Source organism: Mycobacterium sp. SMC-13 (genome assembly GCF_045311035.1).
Lineage (GTDB): Bacteria > Actinomycetota > Actinomycetes > Mycobacteriales > Mycobacteriaceae > Mycobacterium.
In genome coordinates this window covers 12108-26997 of sequence record NZ_JBJIAI010000031.1, presented here as the reverse complement: position 1 = coordinate 26997, position 14890 = coordinate 12108, and the positions used below count along the sequence as shown (strand labels likewise).

Annotated in this window: 18 protein-coding genes and 1 tRNA gene; 13 read left to right on the top strand and 6 right to left on the bottom strand. The window is 67.1% G+C overall.

Annotated features, from left to right (window positions below; genetic code table 11):
• Positions 1–3 precede the first annotated feature (3 nt).
• The 3 genes from ACJH6I_RS28405 (at position 4) to ACJH6I_RS28395 (ending at position 2079) form a co-directional block, all read left to right on the top strand.
• A tRNA-Pro gene (locus ACJH6I_RS28405) sits at positions 4–77 on the top strand.
• A 79-nt stretch (positions 78–156) separates the two neighbouring features.
• On the top strand, positions 157–1251 hold the full coding sequence (locus ACJH6I_RS28400) for a fatty acid desaturase family protein (RefSeq protein ID WP_406784974.1): 1095 nt from the start codon (positions 157–159) through the stop codon (positions 1249–1251).
• Between the two features lie 9 nt (positions 1252–1260).
• Entirely contained in the window at positions 1261–2079 is an 819-nt protein-coding gene (locus ACJH6I_RS28395; RefSeq protein WP_406784973.1) for an HpcH/HpaI aldolase/citrate lyase family protein, read from the top strand.
• A gap of 22 nt (positions 2080–2101) precedes the next feature.
• Here ACJH6I_RS28395 and ACJH6I_RS28390 read toward each other — a convergent pair whose 3' ends face one another.
• Positions 2102–2335 (bottom strand): hypothetical protein, encoded by a 234-nt coding sequence (locus ACJH6I_RS28390; protein WP_406784972.1) that lies wholly within the window; start codon positions 2333–2335, stop codon positions 2102–2104.
• A gap of 378 nt (positions 2336–2713) precedes the next feature.
• Between ACJH6I_RS28390 and ACJH6I_RS28385 the strand changes: the two genes are divergently transcribed.
• Genes ACJH6I_RS28385 through ACJH6I_RS28375 form a run of 3 tightly spaced genes read left to right on the top strand, consistent with a single transcriptional unit; the run spans position 2714 to position 4930 of the window.
• Positions 2714–2965 carry a DUF3297 family protein gene (locus tag ACJH6I_RS28385; RefSeq protein ID WP_061007180.1) on the top strand — a complete coding sequence of 84 codons (252 nt, stop codon included), beginning with the start codon at positions 2714–2716 and terminating at the stop codon, positions 2963–2965.
• 17 nt (positions 2966–2982) lie between these two features.
• Positions 2983–4155, top strand: coding sequence for a damage-control phosphatase ARMT1 family protein (locus ACJH6I_RS28380; RefSeq protein ID WP_406784971.1), 1173 nt, complete (start codon positions 2983–2985; stop codon positions 4153–4155).
• Positions 4156–4180: 25 nt separating this feature from the next.
• Positions 4181–4930 (top strand): TIGR00730 family Rossman fold protein, encoded by a 750-nt coding sequence (locus tag ACJH6I_RS28375; RefSeq protein ID WP_406784970.1) that lies wholly within the window; start codon positions 4181–4183, stop codon positions 4928–4930.
• Between the two features lie 11 nt (positions 4931–4941).
• On the opposite strand, the gene ACJH6I_RS28370 is transcribed toward ACJH6I_RS28375, so the two are convergent.
• From ACJH6I_RS28370 to ACJH6I_RS28360, 3 genes are read right to left on the bottom strand one after another with little or no spacing between them, the layout of a single operon-like run.
• Positions 4942–5508, bottom strand: coding sequence for a dihydrofolate reductase family protein (locus ACJH6I_RS28370; RefSeq protein WP_406784969.1), 567 nt, complete (start codon positions 5506–5508; stop codon positions 4942–4944).
• Positions 5509–5562: 54 nt separating this feature from the next.
• On the bottom strand, positions 5563–6207 hold the full coding sequence (locus ACJH6I_RS28365) for a UdgX family uracil-DNA binding protein (RefSeq protein ID WP_073696423.1): 645 nt from the start codon (positions 6205–6207) through the stop codon (positions 5563–5565).
• 60 nt (positions 6208–6267) lie between these two features.
• Positions 6268–6705: an SRPBCC domain-containing protein gene (locus ACJH6I_RS28360; RefSeq protein ID WP_073696424.1), complete on the bottom strand. Its 438-nt coding sequence runs from the start codon at positions 6703–6705 to the stop codon at positions 6268–6270.
• Positions 6706–6875: 170 nt separating this feature from the next.
• On the opposite strand from ACJH6I_RS28360, the gene ACJH6I_RS28355 reads away from it, so the two are divergent.
• Both ACJH6I_RS28355 and ACJH6I_RS28350 read left to right on the top strand, forming a co-directional pair.
• A complete protein-coding gene (locus ACJH6I_RS28355) occupies positions 6876–7448 on the top strand; it encodes a heme-binding protein (RefSeq protein ID WP_073696485.1) in 573 nt (190 codons plus the stop codon).
• A gap of 60 nt (positions 7449–7508) precedes the next feature.
• The gene (locus tag ACJH6I_RS28350) at positions 7509–7997 is read left to right on the top strand and encodes a TspO/MBR family protein (RefSeq protein WP_073696425.1); all 489 of its coding nucleotides are present in this window, start codon (positions 7509–7511) and stop codon (positions 7995–7997) included.
• Positions 7998–8011: 14 nt separating this feature from the next.
• On the opposite strand, the gene ACJH6I_RS28345 is transcribed toward ACJH6I_RS28350, so the two are convergent.
• A complete protein-coding gene (locus ACJH6I_RS28345) occupies positions 8012–9511 on the bottom strand; it encodes an SDR family oxidoreductase (protein WP_267325693.1) in 1500 nt (499 codons plus the stop codon).
• A gap of 196 nt (positions 9512–9707) precedes the next feature.
• Here ACJH6I_RS28345 and ACJH6I_RS28340 point away from each other — a divergent pair, with 196 nt between their 5' ends.
• The 5 genes from ACJH6I_RS28340 (at position 9708) to ACJH6I_RS28320 (ending at position 13770) form a co-directional block, all read left to right on the top strand.
• The gene (locus ACJH6I_RS28340) at positions 9708–9857 is read left to right on the top strand and encodes a DUF4193 family protein (protein WP_168176053.1); all 150 of its coding nucleotides are present in this window, start codon (positions 9708–9710) and stop codon (positions 9855–9857) included.
• A 51-nt stretch (positions 9858–9908) separates the two neighbouring features.
• A complete protein-coding gene (locus tag ACJH6I_RS28335; protein WP_073696426.1) occupies positions 9909–10259 on the top strand; it encodes a hypothetical protein in 351 nt (116 codons plus the stop codon).
• Positions 10260–10367: 108 nt separating this feature from the next.
• Positions 10368–11273 carry an enoyl-CoA hydratase/isomerase family protein gene (locus ACJH6I_RS28330; RefSeq protein ID WP_406784968.1) on the top strand — a complete coding sequence of 302 codons (906 nt, stop codon included), beginning with the start codon at positions 10368–10370 and terminating at the stop codon, positions 11271–11273.
• Positions 11270–12472 (top strand): CoA transferase, encoded by a 1203-nt coding sequence (locus ACJH6I_RS28325; protein ID WP_267325694.1) that lies wholly within the window; start codon positions 11270–11272, stop codon positions 12470–12472. The genes ACJH6I_RS28330 and ACJH6I_RS28325 overlap by 4 nt, the downstream gene beginning before the upstream one ends.
• The gene (locus ACJH6I_RS28320) at positions 12466–13770 is read left to right on the top strand and encodes an amidohydrolase family protein (RefSeq protein WP_267325695.1); all 1305 of its coding nucleotides are present in this window, start codon (positions 12466–12468) and stop codon (positions 13768–13770) included. The genes ACJH6I_RS28325 and ACJH6I_RS28320 overlap by 7 nt, the downstream gene beginning before the upstream one ends.
• On the opposite strand, the gene ACJH6I_RS28315 is transcribed toward ACJH6I_RS28320, so the two are convergent.
• Complete coding sequence (locus ACJH6I_RS28315; RefSeq protein WP_267325696.1) at positions 13767–14765, bottom strand: nitronate monooxygenase family protein; 999 nt, start codon at positions 14763–14765, stop codon at positions 13767–13769. The two genes, ACJH6I_RS28320 and ACJH6I_RS28315, sit on opposite strands and share 4 nt — an antisense overlap.
• Between the last annotated feature and the right edge of the window lie 125 nt (positions 14766–14890).

Genomic DNA, 14890 nt, shown 5'->3' with positions numbered 1-14890 from the left:
CCGCGGGCTGTGGCGCAGCTTGGTAGCGCACTTGACTGGGGGTCAAGTGGTCGCAGGTTCAAATCCTGTCAGCCCGACAAAGTTTTTGCAGGTCAAAGGCCTCGCGGTGGCCCGGATGGCGCCGTCTTACTGCCGCACCCACCCGAGGACACCTTGATGGCGATCGCCGATGTCTCTGCCTACGTGCACCTCAGCCGTGAGGACGTCGAAGAGATCGGCTACGAGCTCGACGTGATCCGCCGGGACGTCGAGGAGTCGCTCGGGGCGAAGGACTCGGCGTACATCCGGCGGGTGATCCATTTTCAGCGGGCGCTCGAGGTCGCGGCCCGGCTGATGATCGCCGGGAGCCGGTCCAAGGTTGGCTGGGTCGCCGGCACGTGCGCGCTGGCGTATGCGAAGTCCGTCGAGAACATGGAGCTGGGCCACAACATCTCGCACGGCCAGTGGGATTGGATGAACGACCCCGAAATCCACTCCAATACCTGGGAGTGGGACATGGTCGGGCACTCCGCGCAGTGGCGGTACTCGCACAACTATCGGCATCACCTCTACACCAACGTGCTCGGCATGGACGAGGACATCGGGTACCGCCTGCTACGGGTGACGACCGACCAGCCGTGGCGGTGGGCGTACCTGTTGACACCGCTCCGAAACCTGGTGCTGGCAGCCACGTTCGAATGGGGTATCGCCCTGCACGGCCTGCACTCGGAGCGGCTCCGGGACGAGACGCCAGACGCTGTCGCGGTGGAGAGGCGGAAATTTCTCGCCAAGAGCGCGCGCCAGTTGGGCAAGGACTATGTGCTCTTCCCGGCGCTGAGCCTGCGCCGGTGGCGTCGCACGCTGGCGGCCAATGCCACCGCGAATGTGCTCCGGAACCTGTGGGTGTACGTGAACATCATTTGCGGGCACATCCCCGACGGCGCCGAGACGTTCGACCCGGCGGTGGTCAAGGACGAAACTCGCGGCGAATGGTATCTGCGACAAATTCTCGGGACGGCGAACTTCAACGCCGGCCCGCTGCTGGCGTTCTCGGGTGGGCACCTGTGCTACCAGATCGAGCATCACCTGTTCCCCGATCTGCCGAGCAACCGGTTGCCTGAAGTGAGCGTCCGGGTGCGGGAACTGTGCGCGAAGTACGACCTGCCCTACAACACGGCATCGCTTCCGCGCCAGTACTTTCGGACGCAAAGGATCATCCACGGGTTGGCGCTGCCCACCTGGCTGCTGCGCGTGGGACGGCGGCGCGACTAGCCTGACGCCATGACCGTGAACTCGAAAGTTTCGCGCTCCTGGCTGCTCGTCAACCCGTCTCGCGAACCCGACCTCGGGGCAGTCCTGGCGACGACACAATGCGACGAGGTCATTCTGGATCTCGAAGACGCCGTCGCTCCCGATGAGAAGGAGGGGGCTCGGGACCGGGTCGTCGAGTTCCTGAACGCCGGGGCGCGGGCGTGGGTCCGGGTCAACGATGCGTCGAGCGATTTCTGGTCTGCCGACTGCCGTGCGCTGGCGGAGTGCCGCGGGGTGAAAGGCGTCGTGCTGGCTAAGACCGAGGGCGGAAACCACATGTGGGACACCGCGAATCGGCTCGGCGGTGAGTCGCCGGTGATCGCATTGATCGAGACGGCGCGCGGGCTGGCGCGCGTGCACGACATCGCCGCGGCGCGACCGTGCTTCCGCATCGCGTTCGGCGTCAACGACTACACGCTGGACATCGGGGTCGAGCAGGACCCGTTGGCGCTGGCCTCCAGCCGCTCGCAGCTTGTCATCGCATCGCGCGCCGCGCACATCCCGGGTCCGATCGACGGGCCCACCCGCGATCCAGATCAGCTGGCCGAGGGCGTGGCGCTCACCCGGCAGATGGGTATGACGGGCAAGCTCGCGTTGCGCTCGTCCGATGCCGAGACCATCAACGCCGGACTGAGTCCGTCCGAATCCGACATCGGCTGGGCCCGCGAGTTCGTCGAGCAGTTCAACGCGCGCGGCGGAAAACCGAAGGACGGCAGCGACTTACCCCGATTGAACCGCGCCCGGATCATTCTGGAGAGGGCACGCCAACTCCGGCTGATACCGGACTGAACGCCGCAGCGGAACGGCGCCGTCAGGTCAGCGGCACCCACCCGCGCGGGTCGACATCCGTGGGTACGGCACGGACGTAGAAGCAGTTGCTGAATCCCATTGCGCCTTCGCAATGGTTGAAGATGCCGTTGCCGTCGGCTTGCCCGTCGCAGTATCCGCCCCAGGGGGTGTTGAAGCATTGTCCTGGTGTGGCGTGGGCTACGCCGATGGGGCTGAGTGCGAACGCGGCGGCAGCGATTGCGATTGCGATTTTCATCAGCCCATCCCTCCTTCTGTCATGAGGTTTGATCTGTCGCGAGGCTCTGGTGAGTGGCCGTCACCAGGCCCATAAATTCCGATGGTAGGCCGACTTTTGGAGTGCTGACACCGTTATGTGTGCAGCCGAACACCCGCCCCCAGTGCACTTCCGAGGCTGGTGTGGCGCATGAGATAGATGGGGACGTTGTGCCGGTGTCAGTGCGCAATTGCCCAAGCCGCCAACAGGTTTCGGTTTGGGCGCCGTCTGCTGCTCGACGACGTCCAGTTTCGGCGCCGCGGCCGGCCATGACCTACGCGCAGCCCGCCACCGCGGGGTCGCGTACGTTCTTAGAGAATTACAGCCGAGTACCCAGCCCAGCATTCGACGAAAGCCATCATGTCCCAGGATCAGAACACAGACGTTCCACCGAACCACCTCTCCATCGATCCGCGCAGCCCCTTCTACAACGAAGAGGCGCTCATCCGTGGCGTCGGCATTCGCTTCAATGGCGCCGAGAAGACCAACGTGTACGAATACGACGTGGCGGAGGGCTGGGTGCGGGTGGAGGTCCCGACCGCCAAGGATCGTCGCGGCAACCCGATGGTCGTCAAGCTCAACGGCACGGTTGAACCGTATTTCCGCACCTAGCAAGTAGCTGAACCCCGGTGGATATCTCTGCTGCGCCGACGATCACGGCGGCGGTCCCCGGTTCCTTCGAGTGGGATGTGTTCCATGAGCGGCATCCGAAACTGATTCGTCAGGTACTGGACTCGTCGCCGTACACCTCGGCCGAAGAGGCGAAGCTGCAACAGCTGCTCGACGAGAGCACCACAGGCGTCCTCGCGCCGTTGCCCGAGACGGCGCATGACCGGCACGAGTGGCTCGTCTGGGGCGAGCACCTCTACGGACGACCGTGGGGTGAGGTGCCATTCCTGTGGAGCGAGAGTTACTTCTACCGCCGATTGCTCGGGGCCCTCGGCTACTTCGGGACGGGCACCTGGCGCGGAATCGACCCGTTCGCTCCGGCCAAGAACGCCGAGTTGACGGGACCGGAGGTCGACCGAGAACTGAGCGCCTTCGCCGACCTGGCGGACGCGTCGGAGGACCGGCGGCACGAGGCACTACTGGTCGCCGCGCTGTGGGGTAACCGCGCCGACCTCAGTTTCCAGCTGCAGCTGAACACCGCCGGCGCGGACGCTCCGTCGGAGGGCATCCTCGTCGACGACAGCGCGTTGCTGTGGTCTGCCCTCACGTCGCGGGACAACCCGGTTGTCTGCGTGGTCGCCGACAACGCCGGACGCGAGCTGTTGGCGGATCTCGTCCTGGTCGACAGCCTGCTCAGTCGGCGCTTGGCCGCCGAGATCGTGCTGTACGTCAAGCCGTATCCGTACTACGTGTCGGATGCGACCATGGCCGACGTCCTGTCGGTCATCGGGCGCTTGCGGGCCGAGTTCCGGCCGCAGCTGAGCAGGATCGGTGACCGGCTCTGGGCCGCTGTGCGTAGCGGCCGACTCCAGGTGCGCACCCACAAGTTCTTCTGCGCGCCGCTGGCCTTCCACGACATGCCCGACGACCTCGCCGCGGAATTCGCGACCGCCACGATGACGGTGATGAAAGGCGACCTCAACTATCGGCGCCTCGTCGGAGACCGATACTGGCCCGCGACAACACCGTTCGACCACACCGTCGACTATTTCCCGTCTCCGGTCACGGCACTGCGGACGTTGAAATCGAAAGTTGTCGTGGGTCTCACGCCGGAGCAACTCACAGAACTCGATGCCAGTGGAGAGCGGTGGCGGACCAACGGCAGGCACGCGTTGATCCAAGTTCACGTGTAGTAGCGCGCCGCATACGCTGGCCGATGTGACCGAGGACCAGAACGCGGACGACGACAGTGACTTCCAGATCAGCGGGCCGGTGCAACTCCGTCGCGAGCGGTGCGCCACCACGACCGCCGATCAGCGCCTGCTGGACCGGCGCGGACCCAGCGATTGGGTGCACACCGATCCGTGGCGGGTGATGCGCATCCAGGGCGAGTTCGTCGACGGTTTCGATGCCCTCTCGGAGATGCCCCGGGCCGTCACGGTTTTCGGGTCTGCTCGGACGACACCCCATTCGCCCGAATACCGGTTGGGTGAGGAGTTGGGCGCCGCACTGGTGCGGGCCGGTTACGCGGTGATCACCGGGGGCGGTCCGGGCGCGATGGAGGCGGCCAACCGTGGGGCCAGCGAGTCCGGCGGCTACTCGGTCGGTCTGGGCATCGAGCTGCCCTTCGAGCAGCGCCTCAATCACTGGGTCGATCTCGGGATCAACTTCCGCTATTTCTTCGTGCGCAAGACCATGTTCGTCAAATACGCGCAGGCGTTCGTGTGCCTGCCGGGCGGATTCGGCACCCTCGACGAACTGTTCGAAGCCTTGACCCTCGTCCAGACCCGCAAGGTGACGGCGTTTCCGATCATCATGCTGGGCGTCGACTACTGGTCGGGCCTGATCGACTGGATCCGCAACACGATGCTGGCCGACGGCAAGATCTCCGAATCCGACCTGGACCTGATCCACTGCACCGACAGCGTCGCCGAAGCGGTGGACATCATCGTCGCGTCAGCGCACTAGCCGAGCCGTCCTCAGTCGCGCTTCGTCTCGTAGCGCAGCAGGACCGTGCCGCAGGCAAAGGTGCGGTTCTCCAACAGTCGCAACGAGATCCACGACGGCAGCGTCGGGAAGAACGGGGTGCCACCGCCGACCGCGGTGGGCACGAGCACGATCCGGAACTCGTCGACCAGCCCGGCCTGCACGACGGGCGTGGCGAGCGTCGCGCCCGCCACCTCCAGATTGCCGTCGGTCTCGGCTTTCAGCTTCGCCACCACCTCGACCGGGTCGCCGCGTTCCAGGCGGGCATTCCAGTCGACGGAATCGAGGGTGCGCGAGAACACGACCTTCGGCATGGCGCGCCAGATGCGGGCGAAGTCGACGATCATCGGCGCGGCGTCGGGGTCGGCGTCGGCGGTCGGCCAGTACGCGGACATCAGCTCGTAGAGCCGCCGGCCATAGAACGACAGGGCCGTCTCGCGCTCGAAGTCGTTCCAGTACTGGTGCAGTTCTTCGCTCGGTTCGGACCAGTCGATGCTGCCCTGTGCGTCGGCGATGTATCCGTCCACCGACACGTTGAAGCCATAGATGAGTCTGCCCATGTAGATCAGACTGCACCCGGGCGCAAGACTCATCGGTCGGGAACGGGGCGCGTCTCAGCCGAGCAGTTCCACAGACCTCTGGAGGTCGGTCACCAGGTCTCGGTAGGCGGCGTCGCGGTCGGGCGACGGCAGGCGCAGGATTGACGAGGGGTGCGCGGTTGCGATTGCCACGGCGTCGTGGTCGGGGACCGTGTCAGGCGGTAGCGGCAGCGTCTCGCCGCGATGCTGCGTGAGGCGAAAGTCGTTGCCCAGCAGCGACTGTGCCGCCGTCGCGCCAAGTAGCACGACCACGTGGGGTTCGACGGTGCGCAGCTCGGCCAGCAGCCACGGTCGGCAGGCGACCACCTCGGTTCGGTTGGGCTTCTGATGGATTCGGCGCTTGCCTCGATCGGTGGCCTTGAACTTGAAATGCTTCACCGCGTTGGTCACGTACAGCCGGCCGCGGTCGATCCCGGCGTCCCCGAGTGCGCGGTCGAGAAGGCGGCCGGCCGGACCGACGAACGGTTGACCGCGACGGTCCTCCACGTCACCGGGCTGTTCGCCGACCAACATGATCGCGGCTGCGTCGTCGCCGGCGCCGAACACGGTCTGCTGCGCATGCTGGTACAGCGTGCATCCGTGACACTCGCCGGCCGCAGTCCGGAGCGCCGGGATGTTGAGCACCCCAGGGAGATAATCGGCTGCGCTGGTTTCGGGCATGCTCTTGATTACCCGGGCTCGACCGCGCCAATCGTGCCGTTCCGACGGCACGGCTGGCGCCTACTGGATGGACTCGGCGCGCTTCTTGACGCCGTCGGTCATGCCGCCGAAGCCCTTCTTCAGGGCGCGACCCATGATGCCGGCGACGATCGGTGACACGGGGCCGAACAGCTGGAAGTGCGAGTCGTACCGGGTGCGGCCGTCGGGCAGCGGTGTCAGGCGGTGCGAGCGTTCGCTGCGGAGCAGCCCCAGCGGGGCGGGCTTCATGTTGTAGCTGAACTCGACGCCCGGGGTGAAGGTGTTGATGAACTCGCGCTGCTTCTTGGGCGGACCGATCAGCACCACCTTCATATCGATGGGGCTGCCGGGCTCGAACGTCGACGAGCACTCGGTGACGAACGGATTCCACTCGCCGTAGCTGGCCCCGTCGGTGAGCACCTGCCAGACCACCTCGGCCGGTGCGTCGATCTCTACTGACCTGTCAATCGCGAAACTCACAGACACACCGTACGGGAGCGGGTGTACACCTGCCGACAACTGTCCACTCATCGGCCCCGCTGCCGCAGAGGTATGCGAACGGCCGGGGTCTGGCCATCCGGCGGGGCTTCGGCACCGAACCACTTTTGACGGCTCGGTAGAACGGGAAGGAGCGTGATGTGCTGAATCAGATGCGAACGTTCACTACGCAGTTGTTGGGGCCAGTCACGTCCACGGTCGGGATTCGGAGTGGGGTCGAGGAGCCACCCTACGATGCGGAGACGTTGGCAGGTGAGGTGCAGATTCGCAGGTACGGCCGTCGAATCGCCGCTCAAATCACGGTGGACGGAGATGAGGAAGACGCGCGCAGCGCGGGATTCCGCAGATTGGCCGCCTACATCTTCGGCGCCAATTACCAGGGCGATCGAATCGCGATGACCGCGCCGGTCGGGCAGCGTGGCAGTCCGGCCGGCGGTTGGGTCATCCGGTTCTTCATGCCGGCAGGATCGACGCTGGGGTCGCTGCCGGTACCCGAGGACGAGCGCGTCGAGCTGGTGCAGCTTCCGGCGGAAACCGTTGCAGTGCTGCGCTTCAGCGGCGATCGTGGGGTCGACAGCATCGCCCGGCACACCGATCAGCTGCGCGACACGCTCCGCGACTACGGATTCGCAACGGCCGGCGACCCGTCGGCCTGGTTCTACGACCCGCCGTGGACTCTGCCGTGCCGGCGTCGCAACGAGATCGCGATTCCCATCGAAACTTGACCGCGCTGCAGCCTGCCCGATTGACCACGTCCTCAACCCACCGCACAGGAGCCTCAGACCATGAAACCGAAAACCATGGGCGCCACCGCCGCTGCTGTCCTTGCCACCGCCGTTGCGGGCGGAGCGGCATCGGGCCCAGCTGTTGCCTCGCCGTGGTACGCGCGCCTGCGCAAGCCGAGCTATCAGCCGCCCCGGCAGGCGTTCCCCATCGTCTGGCCGCTGCTGTACGCGGACATCGCTGTCGTGTCAGCCGACACGCTCGACCGCTTGAGCGACGAGGAAGACACGCGAGCCGCCCGCCGTTTCGGTGCCGCACTCGCGGTCAATCTGGGGCTCAACGCCAGCTGGTCGTGGATCTTCTTCAATCGTCATCGGCTCGGTGCGGCGGCACTGACCGCTGCCGCACTGACGGTCAGCAGCGCCGATCTGACGCGTCGCGCCGTTGCGGTACGGCAGCAGCGCGCGGCGCCGCTGGCCGCCTATCCGGCCTGGTGCGCTTTCGCGACCGTACTGTCCACGCACATCTGGTGGATCAATCGGCGCCGCTGACGTAGCGGCAGTCGTTAGGCGGCGCGGGTCCGCTCCTTCTGCGCTTCGGCCGCGATGTTCTTGATCATGCCGGTGAAGATGATGCCGTGAAACGGCATCAGGGCGTACCAATACAGCCGCCCGGCAAGGCCTTTGGGAAAGAAGATGGCGCGTTGGTGAAGTCGGGTGGAGTTCCCGTGGGCCTGTAGTTCCCATTGCAGCCAGGCTTTCCCGGGGGCGCGCATCTCGGCGCGCAGCCGCAGCAGGTGCGGCCGTTCGATGCGCTCGACGCGCCAGAAGTCGAGGGCGTCGCCGGTGTAGAGGGTGTTCGGGTTGCGCCGGCCGCGCGCGAGGCCGACGCCCCCGGTCAGTACGTCGAGCCACCCGCGGATGGTCCAGGCGAGCGGAAACGAGTACCAACCCCGTTCACCGCCGATGCCCTCGACGACCCGCCACACCTGGTCGATGGCGGCGTCGCTGTCGATGCTGCGGTCGTCGGTGTAGATGGCGTCGCCGGTCCAGCTGGGATCGGAAGGCAGGGGATCGGCGGGTGCGCCGGTCGGCGAGGCGTTGGCCCACGTGGTTTCCACTTCGCCGTTCTTGATGCGCCGCAGCGCCAGCCTGACGGCTTCGCGGTATCCGGTGGTGCCGCCGGGCGGGGGCGGGATGACGGCATCGATATCGTGCTCGGCGACCACCGCGTCGGTGCTCAGGGACTCGATCAGGGCGCGGCCGATCTGCGGTGGCACCGGGGTCACCAGCCCGATCCACAATCCGGCGAGTTTGGGTGTGAGAACCGGCAGGACCAGGATTCTGCGTTTGGCCAGTCCGGCGATGTCGGCATAGATCTGCATCATCTCGCCGTAGCGCAGGACGTCGGGTCCGCCGATGTCGTAGGTGCGGGAGCGCGGCAGCTCGGCGGTGGCGGCGGCCAGCAGGTAGTACAGGACGTCGCGGATGGCGATGGGCTGGATGCGGTTGTTGACCCAGCGCGGCGTTGTCATCACGGGTAGCCGGTTGGTCAGGTGGCGGATCATTTCGAAAGAGGCCGAGCCGGAACCGATGACCACGCCGGCCTGCAGCACGAAAGTCGGGACTCCGGAACTGATCAGGATTTCTCCGACCTGGCTGCGGGACCGTAGGTGGGTGGACAGCCGATCAGATTCGGTGTGGAGTCCGCTGAGGTAGACGATGCGTTTGACGTTGGCGCAGCGCGCCGCGGACGCGAGATTCTCCGCGCTCCGGCGTTCGGCTTCGGTGAATTCGCCGTGGTTACCCATCGAGTGCACGAGGTAGTAGATGACGTCGATGTCGCGGCAGGCGTCGCCGAGGGTGTCCGCATCGGTGAGGTCGCCTCGCACCACCTCCACATCGGCCGCCCAGGGCACGTCACTGATCTTGTCCGGATTGCGTGCCATCACGCGCACCCGATGACCGGCCTCGATGACACGCGGCACCAAACGCCCGCCGATGTAGCCGGTGGCGCCCGTGACCAGTACGCGCAACGACGGGGTGTGTTGATTGACGTCTGTCACTGATTCTCCTCGGCTACGGCTTCACGTTGCTGTCATGGCATTCCCCGAAACTGCCCGTTCCTACCCAGTGATTCGGAGGCCGGCCGCGCGCGGATGGCCGGCATTCGACGCCGGATTGTTTACTCCGAACGCGGATGGGGCATTCCGGTGCGGACATGCCGTAGGTGCGGTGTCCGTCTTGGAAAGGTCCGGCCATATGACGATCGATTACGACAGCCCGCAGCAGCTGGTTCGCACGCCGCAGCAGGTCAATGAATTCATCTGTACCCGTTGCATTCACGTTCGACAGCTCAGCGAATTGGCGGCTGATCGATCGCTGGGCCGCATTTGTCGCGAGTGCGCCTGATCGAGATCGCCTGGGCGGCCGACTCGACCCACCCGCGCTAGCCTGGCGACCATGTCCAGCACGTTTTTCGACAACCCGGTCGCGCGAGCTCTCAACAAGGCGGCGGTCGGTCTGACCACGGTTCCCGTCGTCGGTGACATCGTCGGCCGCAGTCTGGTAGAGATCCGCTACACGGGTCGCAAGTCGGGCCGCAGTTTCCAGACTCCCGTGAACTACCGGCTGTCCGGTGACGAGGTCATCATCGGCGTGATGTCCCCGGACTCCAAGAGTTGGTGGCGCAATTTTCTCGGCGATGGCGGCCCCATCACGCTGCTCAACTTTCGCGGCACCGACCGTGCCGGACACGCGATCGCGTCGCCCGACGACAAGGGACGGGTCACGGTCCGGGTCAAGCTGGACTGAGCGTCGACTCGACGCCCTCAGTTGACCGGAGCGCATGAACGCCGCGGCGGTGGAGTGGCATGATCCCGTTGTCGACATCCGCAGGAGGCGAGAACGTGCCGCTGGCTCATGTCCCGGGGTACCGCCGGTCTGGCGATCGGGGTGGGAGACCCCGCCGGCGATGATGCCGAGGTCTGGTTGCAGCAAGCGACTTTCACGTTGGTCGACCGCCCGTGCGCGGACCGCAGAACCGTGCAGGTGCCCGATGTCGACGCGGCGCTGGCGCAGATCGCCGAACGCGTCGAGTCGTGGCCGCAGACGGCCGCCGTGTGCGACGACGTACTGCGGGCGTTCGACTCGGCAGCGCCGACGTTCGCCGGGATCATCACCGAATCACTGGCGTATTCGACGTTGCAGTCCGGCCGGGAGTTCGCCCGTTGGCTGGCCGAGCGCGGACCGAAAACCGTTCCGCTGCTCCCGGATCCGGTGGTGTCGGACCGCGACGGCGACACGCTGCACGTGGCCTTCAACCGCCCGCAGCGGCACAACGCGTTCTCGACCGATGCGCGGGCGGCACTGCTGGAGGCGCTGGAGGTCGCTCGTCTGGACACCTCGGTGACCGCCCTGGTGCTCACCGGGAACGGCCCGTCCTTCTGCAGCGGCGGCGACCTCGCCGAATTCGGGACGTTCGACGATCCCGCGTCGGCGCACCTGGCCCGCACACGCTTCAGCCCGGCCCTGGTGCTCGACGAGATCACCGCGCGATTGGGCGCGGCGTGCCAGGCCGTCGTCCACGGCCAGGTGCTCGGCAGCGGCCTGGAGATGGCCGCGTTCTGCGGGCACGTCACCTGCCACCCGGACGCCACTCTCGGCCTGCCGGAGCTGGCGCTGGGACTGATCCCCGGCGCGGGCGGCACGGTGAGCATCACCCGCCGGATCGGCCGCTGGCGCACAGCGTATTTGGTGCTGTCCGGGGCGACGATCGACGCGGCGACGGCGCTGGACTGGGGCTTGGTCGATGCGGTTCGTGCGTGACTGACGAGGCGGCGCGGGACTGGTCGGCCAGCGGGCTGGCCGCGCTGACGGGCGTACCCGACGGGCCACCGGACGTCAGTCGTGCCGCGGTGTTGAGCCGGGCTGGGGCGGTCGCGTCCGTGCTGTCCGGGCAACTCGGCATCGCGGTCGATGCCGCGGAACTCCTCGCGGGCCGGGCCGCGTTGTCGGGACTGCACCGGCGGGGACGGATCAGCGCCGGGGGCGCCACGCGGCTGATCGCCGGCCGGGACGGCTGGTTCGCCCTCACCCTGGCGCGGCCTGACGACGTTGCTGCGGTGCCGGCGCTGCTCGAATCCGATGTGCCGGTTGATCACCTGTGGCCGGCGACCATCGAGTGGGCCGGTCGCCGCCAGGTCGCCGCTGTCGCTGAGCGCGCACGTCTGCTGGGCCTTCCGGTCGGCGTGCTGGCGGAGACCACCGCCTCCGCGCCGGTGGTGCGTCGACACGGCAACCGAAACCCATTCCAGGACTACGGCCGGTTGCTTGTGGTCGACCTGTCCTCGATGTGGGCCGGCCCGCTGTGTGGGCAGCTGCTGGCCCGGGCCGGCGCGACGGTGATCAAGGTGGAGAGCCCGTCGCGGCCGGATGGGACCCGACAGGGCGAACGACGATTCTTCGACTGGATGAACGCCGGAAAGCTTTGTTATGCCACTGATTTCGGCCAGCCGGCGGAGCTGCGACAGTTGTTGTCCGTGGCCGATGTGGTGATCGAATCGTCGCGCCCGGACGCACTCGTGCACCGGGGCCTGGGGCCGGAAGACGTCCCGGCGCGGGATGGCCGGGTGTGGCTGCGGGTCACCGGCCACGGTGCGGAAGGGGCCCACGCCCACTGGGTGGGGTTCGGTGATGATGCCGCGGTATCCGGGGGTCTGGTCGGCTCCGATCCAGCGGGCAGCGGGCCGGTGTTCTGCGGTGACGCGATCGCCGATCCGCTGACGGGGATGCACGGCGCGCTGGCGGTGACGGAGTCGCTGCGGCGCGGTGGTAGCGAGATTATCGAGATCGCCCTGGCAGAGGTGGCGGCCGAATACGCCGCGCTGCCCCTGGCAGCCGGTGACTGCGTAGCTCGGGCGGCCGAGCCGACTGCGCCGGCGCTGTCGTCGCTGGCCGGAGAGCTGGGCGCGGACAACACACGGGTGCGGGACATCGTGCGAGAAAGGGCTTCTGGGGCATGCTGATTCAACGAGCGACGATGCTCGACGGCCGCACTGTTGATATCCGGCTGGGCCGGCGGATCGAGGCCCTTGCGGACAGCCTCGAGCCGATCGCCGGCGAGGACATTCTCGACGCGGCCGGCGGCACCGTCATCCCGGGGCTCCACGACCATCATGTTCACCTGCGTTCGGCGGCAGCGGCATTGACGTCAGTGCGGGTGGGCCCGGGGGAGGTGCGCAGCCGCGACGCGCTGCGTGCGGTCCTGGCGCAGGCCGACGTCGGCGTGGACGGTTGGATTCGGGCGGTCGGCTATCACGAGGCCGTCGCCGGCCCACTGGATCGTGCAGTGCTGGACGAGGTGTCACCGAATGTGCCGGTGCGCATCCAGCACCGGAGCGGGGTGCTGTGGACACTGAACTCGGTGGGGTTGATAGCCGTCGGCCTGCCCGACCACCCCGACGGCCGGTTGCGGAGCGCGGACCCGGGCTGGACGCACGCGTTGCAGCGCAACGATGCCGGGCTCGGCGAGATCAGCCGGCGGCTCTCGGCGTTCGGTGTCACCGGTGTCACCGACGCGACCCCCGACCTCACCGCCGAGGATGTGCTGGACTTCGCCGAGGCGCGCCGCCACGGCGAACTGCGCCAGCGCGTCGAAGTCCTGGCACCGGCCAAGCGCATTCTGCACGACGACGATCTGGATCTCGACGCACTTGCCGACTGGATCGTGGCTCGGCACAGTCAGGGCGGAATCGTTGCGCTGCACTGTGTTACGGCCATGCAACTGGTCGTCACGATCGCCGCGCTGCGACAGGCGGGGGCGCGCGCCGGGGATCGCATCGAGCACGGCGCCGTCATCCCCGACGACTGTCTTGGCGAGTTGCGTGATCTCGGCGTGCTGGTGGTGACCCAGCCGAACTTCGTCGCCGAGCGCGGCGAGCAGTACCTCACCGACGTACCCGCGGACGAGCATCGCCAGCTGTGGCGCGTGGCGTCGCTGTGCGGCGCGCAGATACCCGTCGCGCTGTCCACCGATATGCCGTTCGGGGATGCCGATCCGTGGGCGGCGATGCGTGCCGCGGTGCACCGCAGCACGCCCGCCGGCAGCGTGCTCGGGGCGAATGAAAGCATCGACGCCGCAACCGCATTGGGCATGTTCCTCGGCACACCCGAGCGGCCGCACGTGCCTCGGGAGCTGACGGTGGGCATGCCTGCGGACGTGTGTCTGCTGACCGCCCCACCACGAGACGTCCTGGCGGCGCTGGACGCCTCGCTGGTGGCGGCCACCGTCTACGACGGCGCGGTGGTGTACCAGGCGGGCTAGTGCGCCGGCTCGAGAACCTCGTCGTCGAGCACTCGGCTCAGCAGGTCCTGGCGGGCCTCGACGTACTGCGTCTTCAAGGTTTCGACAAGCTGCGCCACGGTGAGGCGTTCCTTGATGCTGCCCACACCCTGACCGGCGCCCCAGATGTCCTTCCACGCCTTCGCGTCGGTGTTCCCGCCGGAGCCGAAATTCATTGCGGAGGCGTCGGATTCGGGCAGGTTGTCCGGGTCCAGCCCCTGAGCGACGATGCTGCCGCGCAGGTAGTTGCCGTGCACGCCGGTGAACAGGTTGCTGTAGACGATCTGGGATGCGGTGGAGTCGACGATCATCTGCTTGTATTCGGGTACCGCGTTGGCTTCGTCGGTGGACAGGAAAGCCGAACCGACATAAGCGAAGTCGGCCCCGGCGGCGAGTGCGGCAAGAATGGACCGGCCGTGGGCGATGGCGCCCGACAGCAGCAGCGGACCGTCGAACCACTCGCGGATCTCGCGAACCAGCGCGAACGGGGACTGGGTGCCGGCGTGGCCGCCGGCGCCGGCCGCGACGGCGATGATGCCGTCGGCGCCCTTGTCGATGGCCTTGTGCGCGAACTCATTGTTGATGATGTCGTGCAGCACGATGCCGCCGTAGGAGTGCACCGCGTCGTTGATCTCGGGCCGTGCGCCGAGCGAGGTGATCACGATGGGGACCTTGTGCTCGACGATGACGGCCATGTCGTGTTCGAGGCGGTCATTGGAGCGGTGCACGATCTGGTTGACGGCGAACGGCGCGACGATGGCGTCGGGATTGGCCAGTGCGTAGGCGGCGTTCGACTCCTCGATCTCATCCAGCCAATCGCCGAGCAGGCTGGAGGGCCGGGCGTTCAGCGCGGGAAACGAGCCGATGACACCGGCCTGGCACTCCGCCTTCACCAGTTCGGGCCCCGAGCACAGGAACAACGGCGACGCGACCACCGGCAGGGACAGGCGCTGTGCGAGGACGGGAGGCAGACCCATGGTGATAGCCCTTCGAATCGGAAACCGTGGTTGTGCAGGACTTTAGCTGTGCCGTCCGGGTTATGCAACTAGTGGCATAATCGAGAGGGGTGGCTGGCCGATTGATGAGGATGATCCTCGAACCT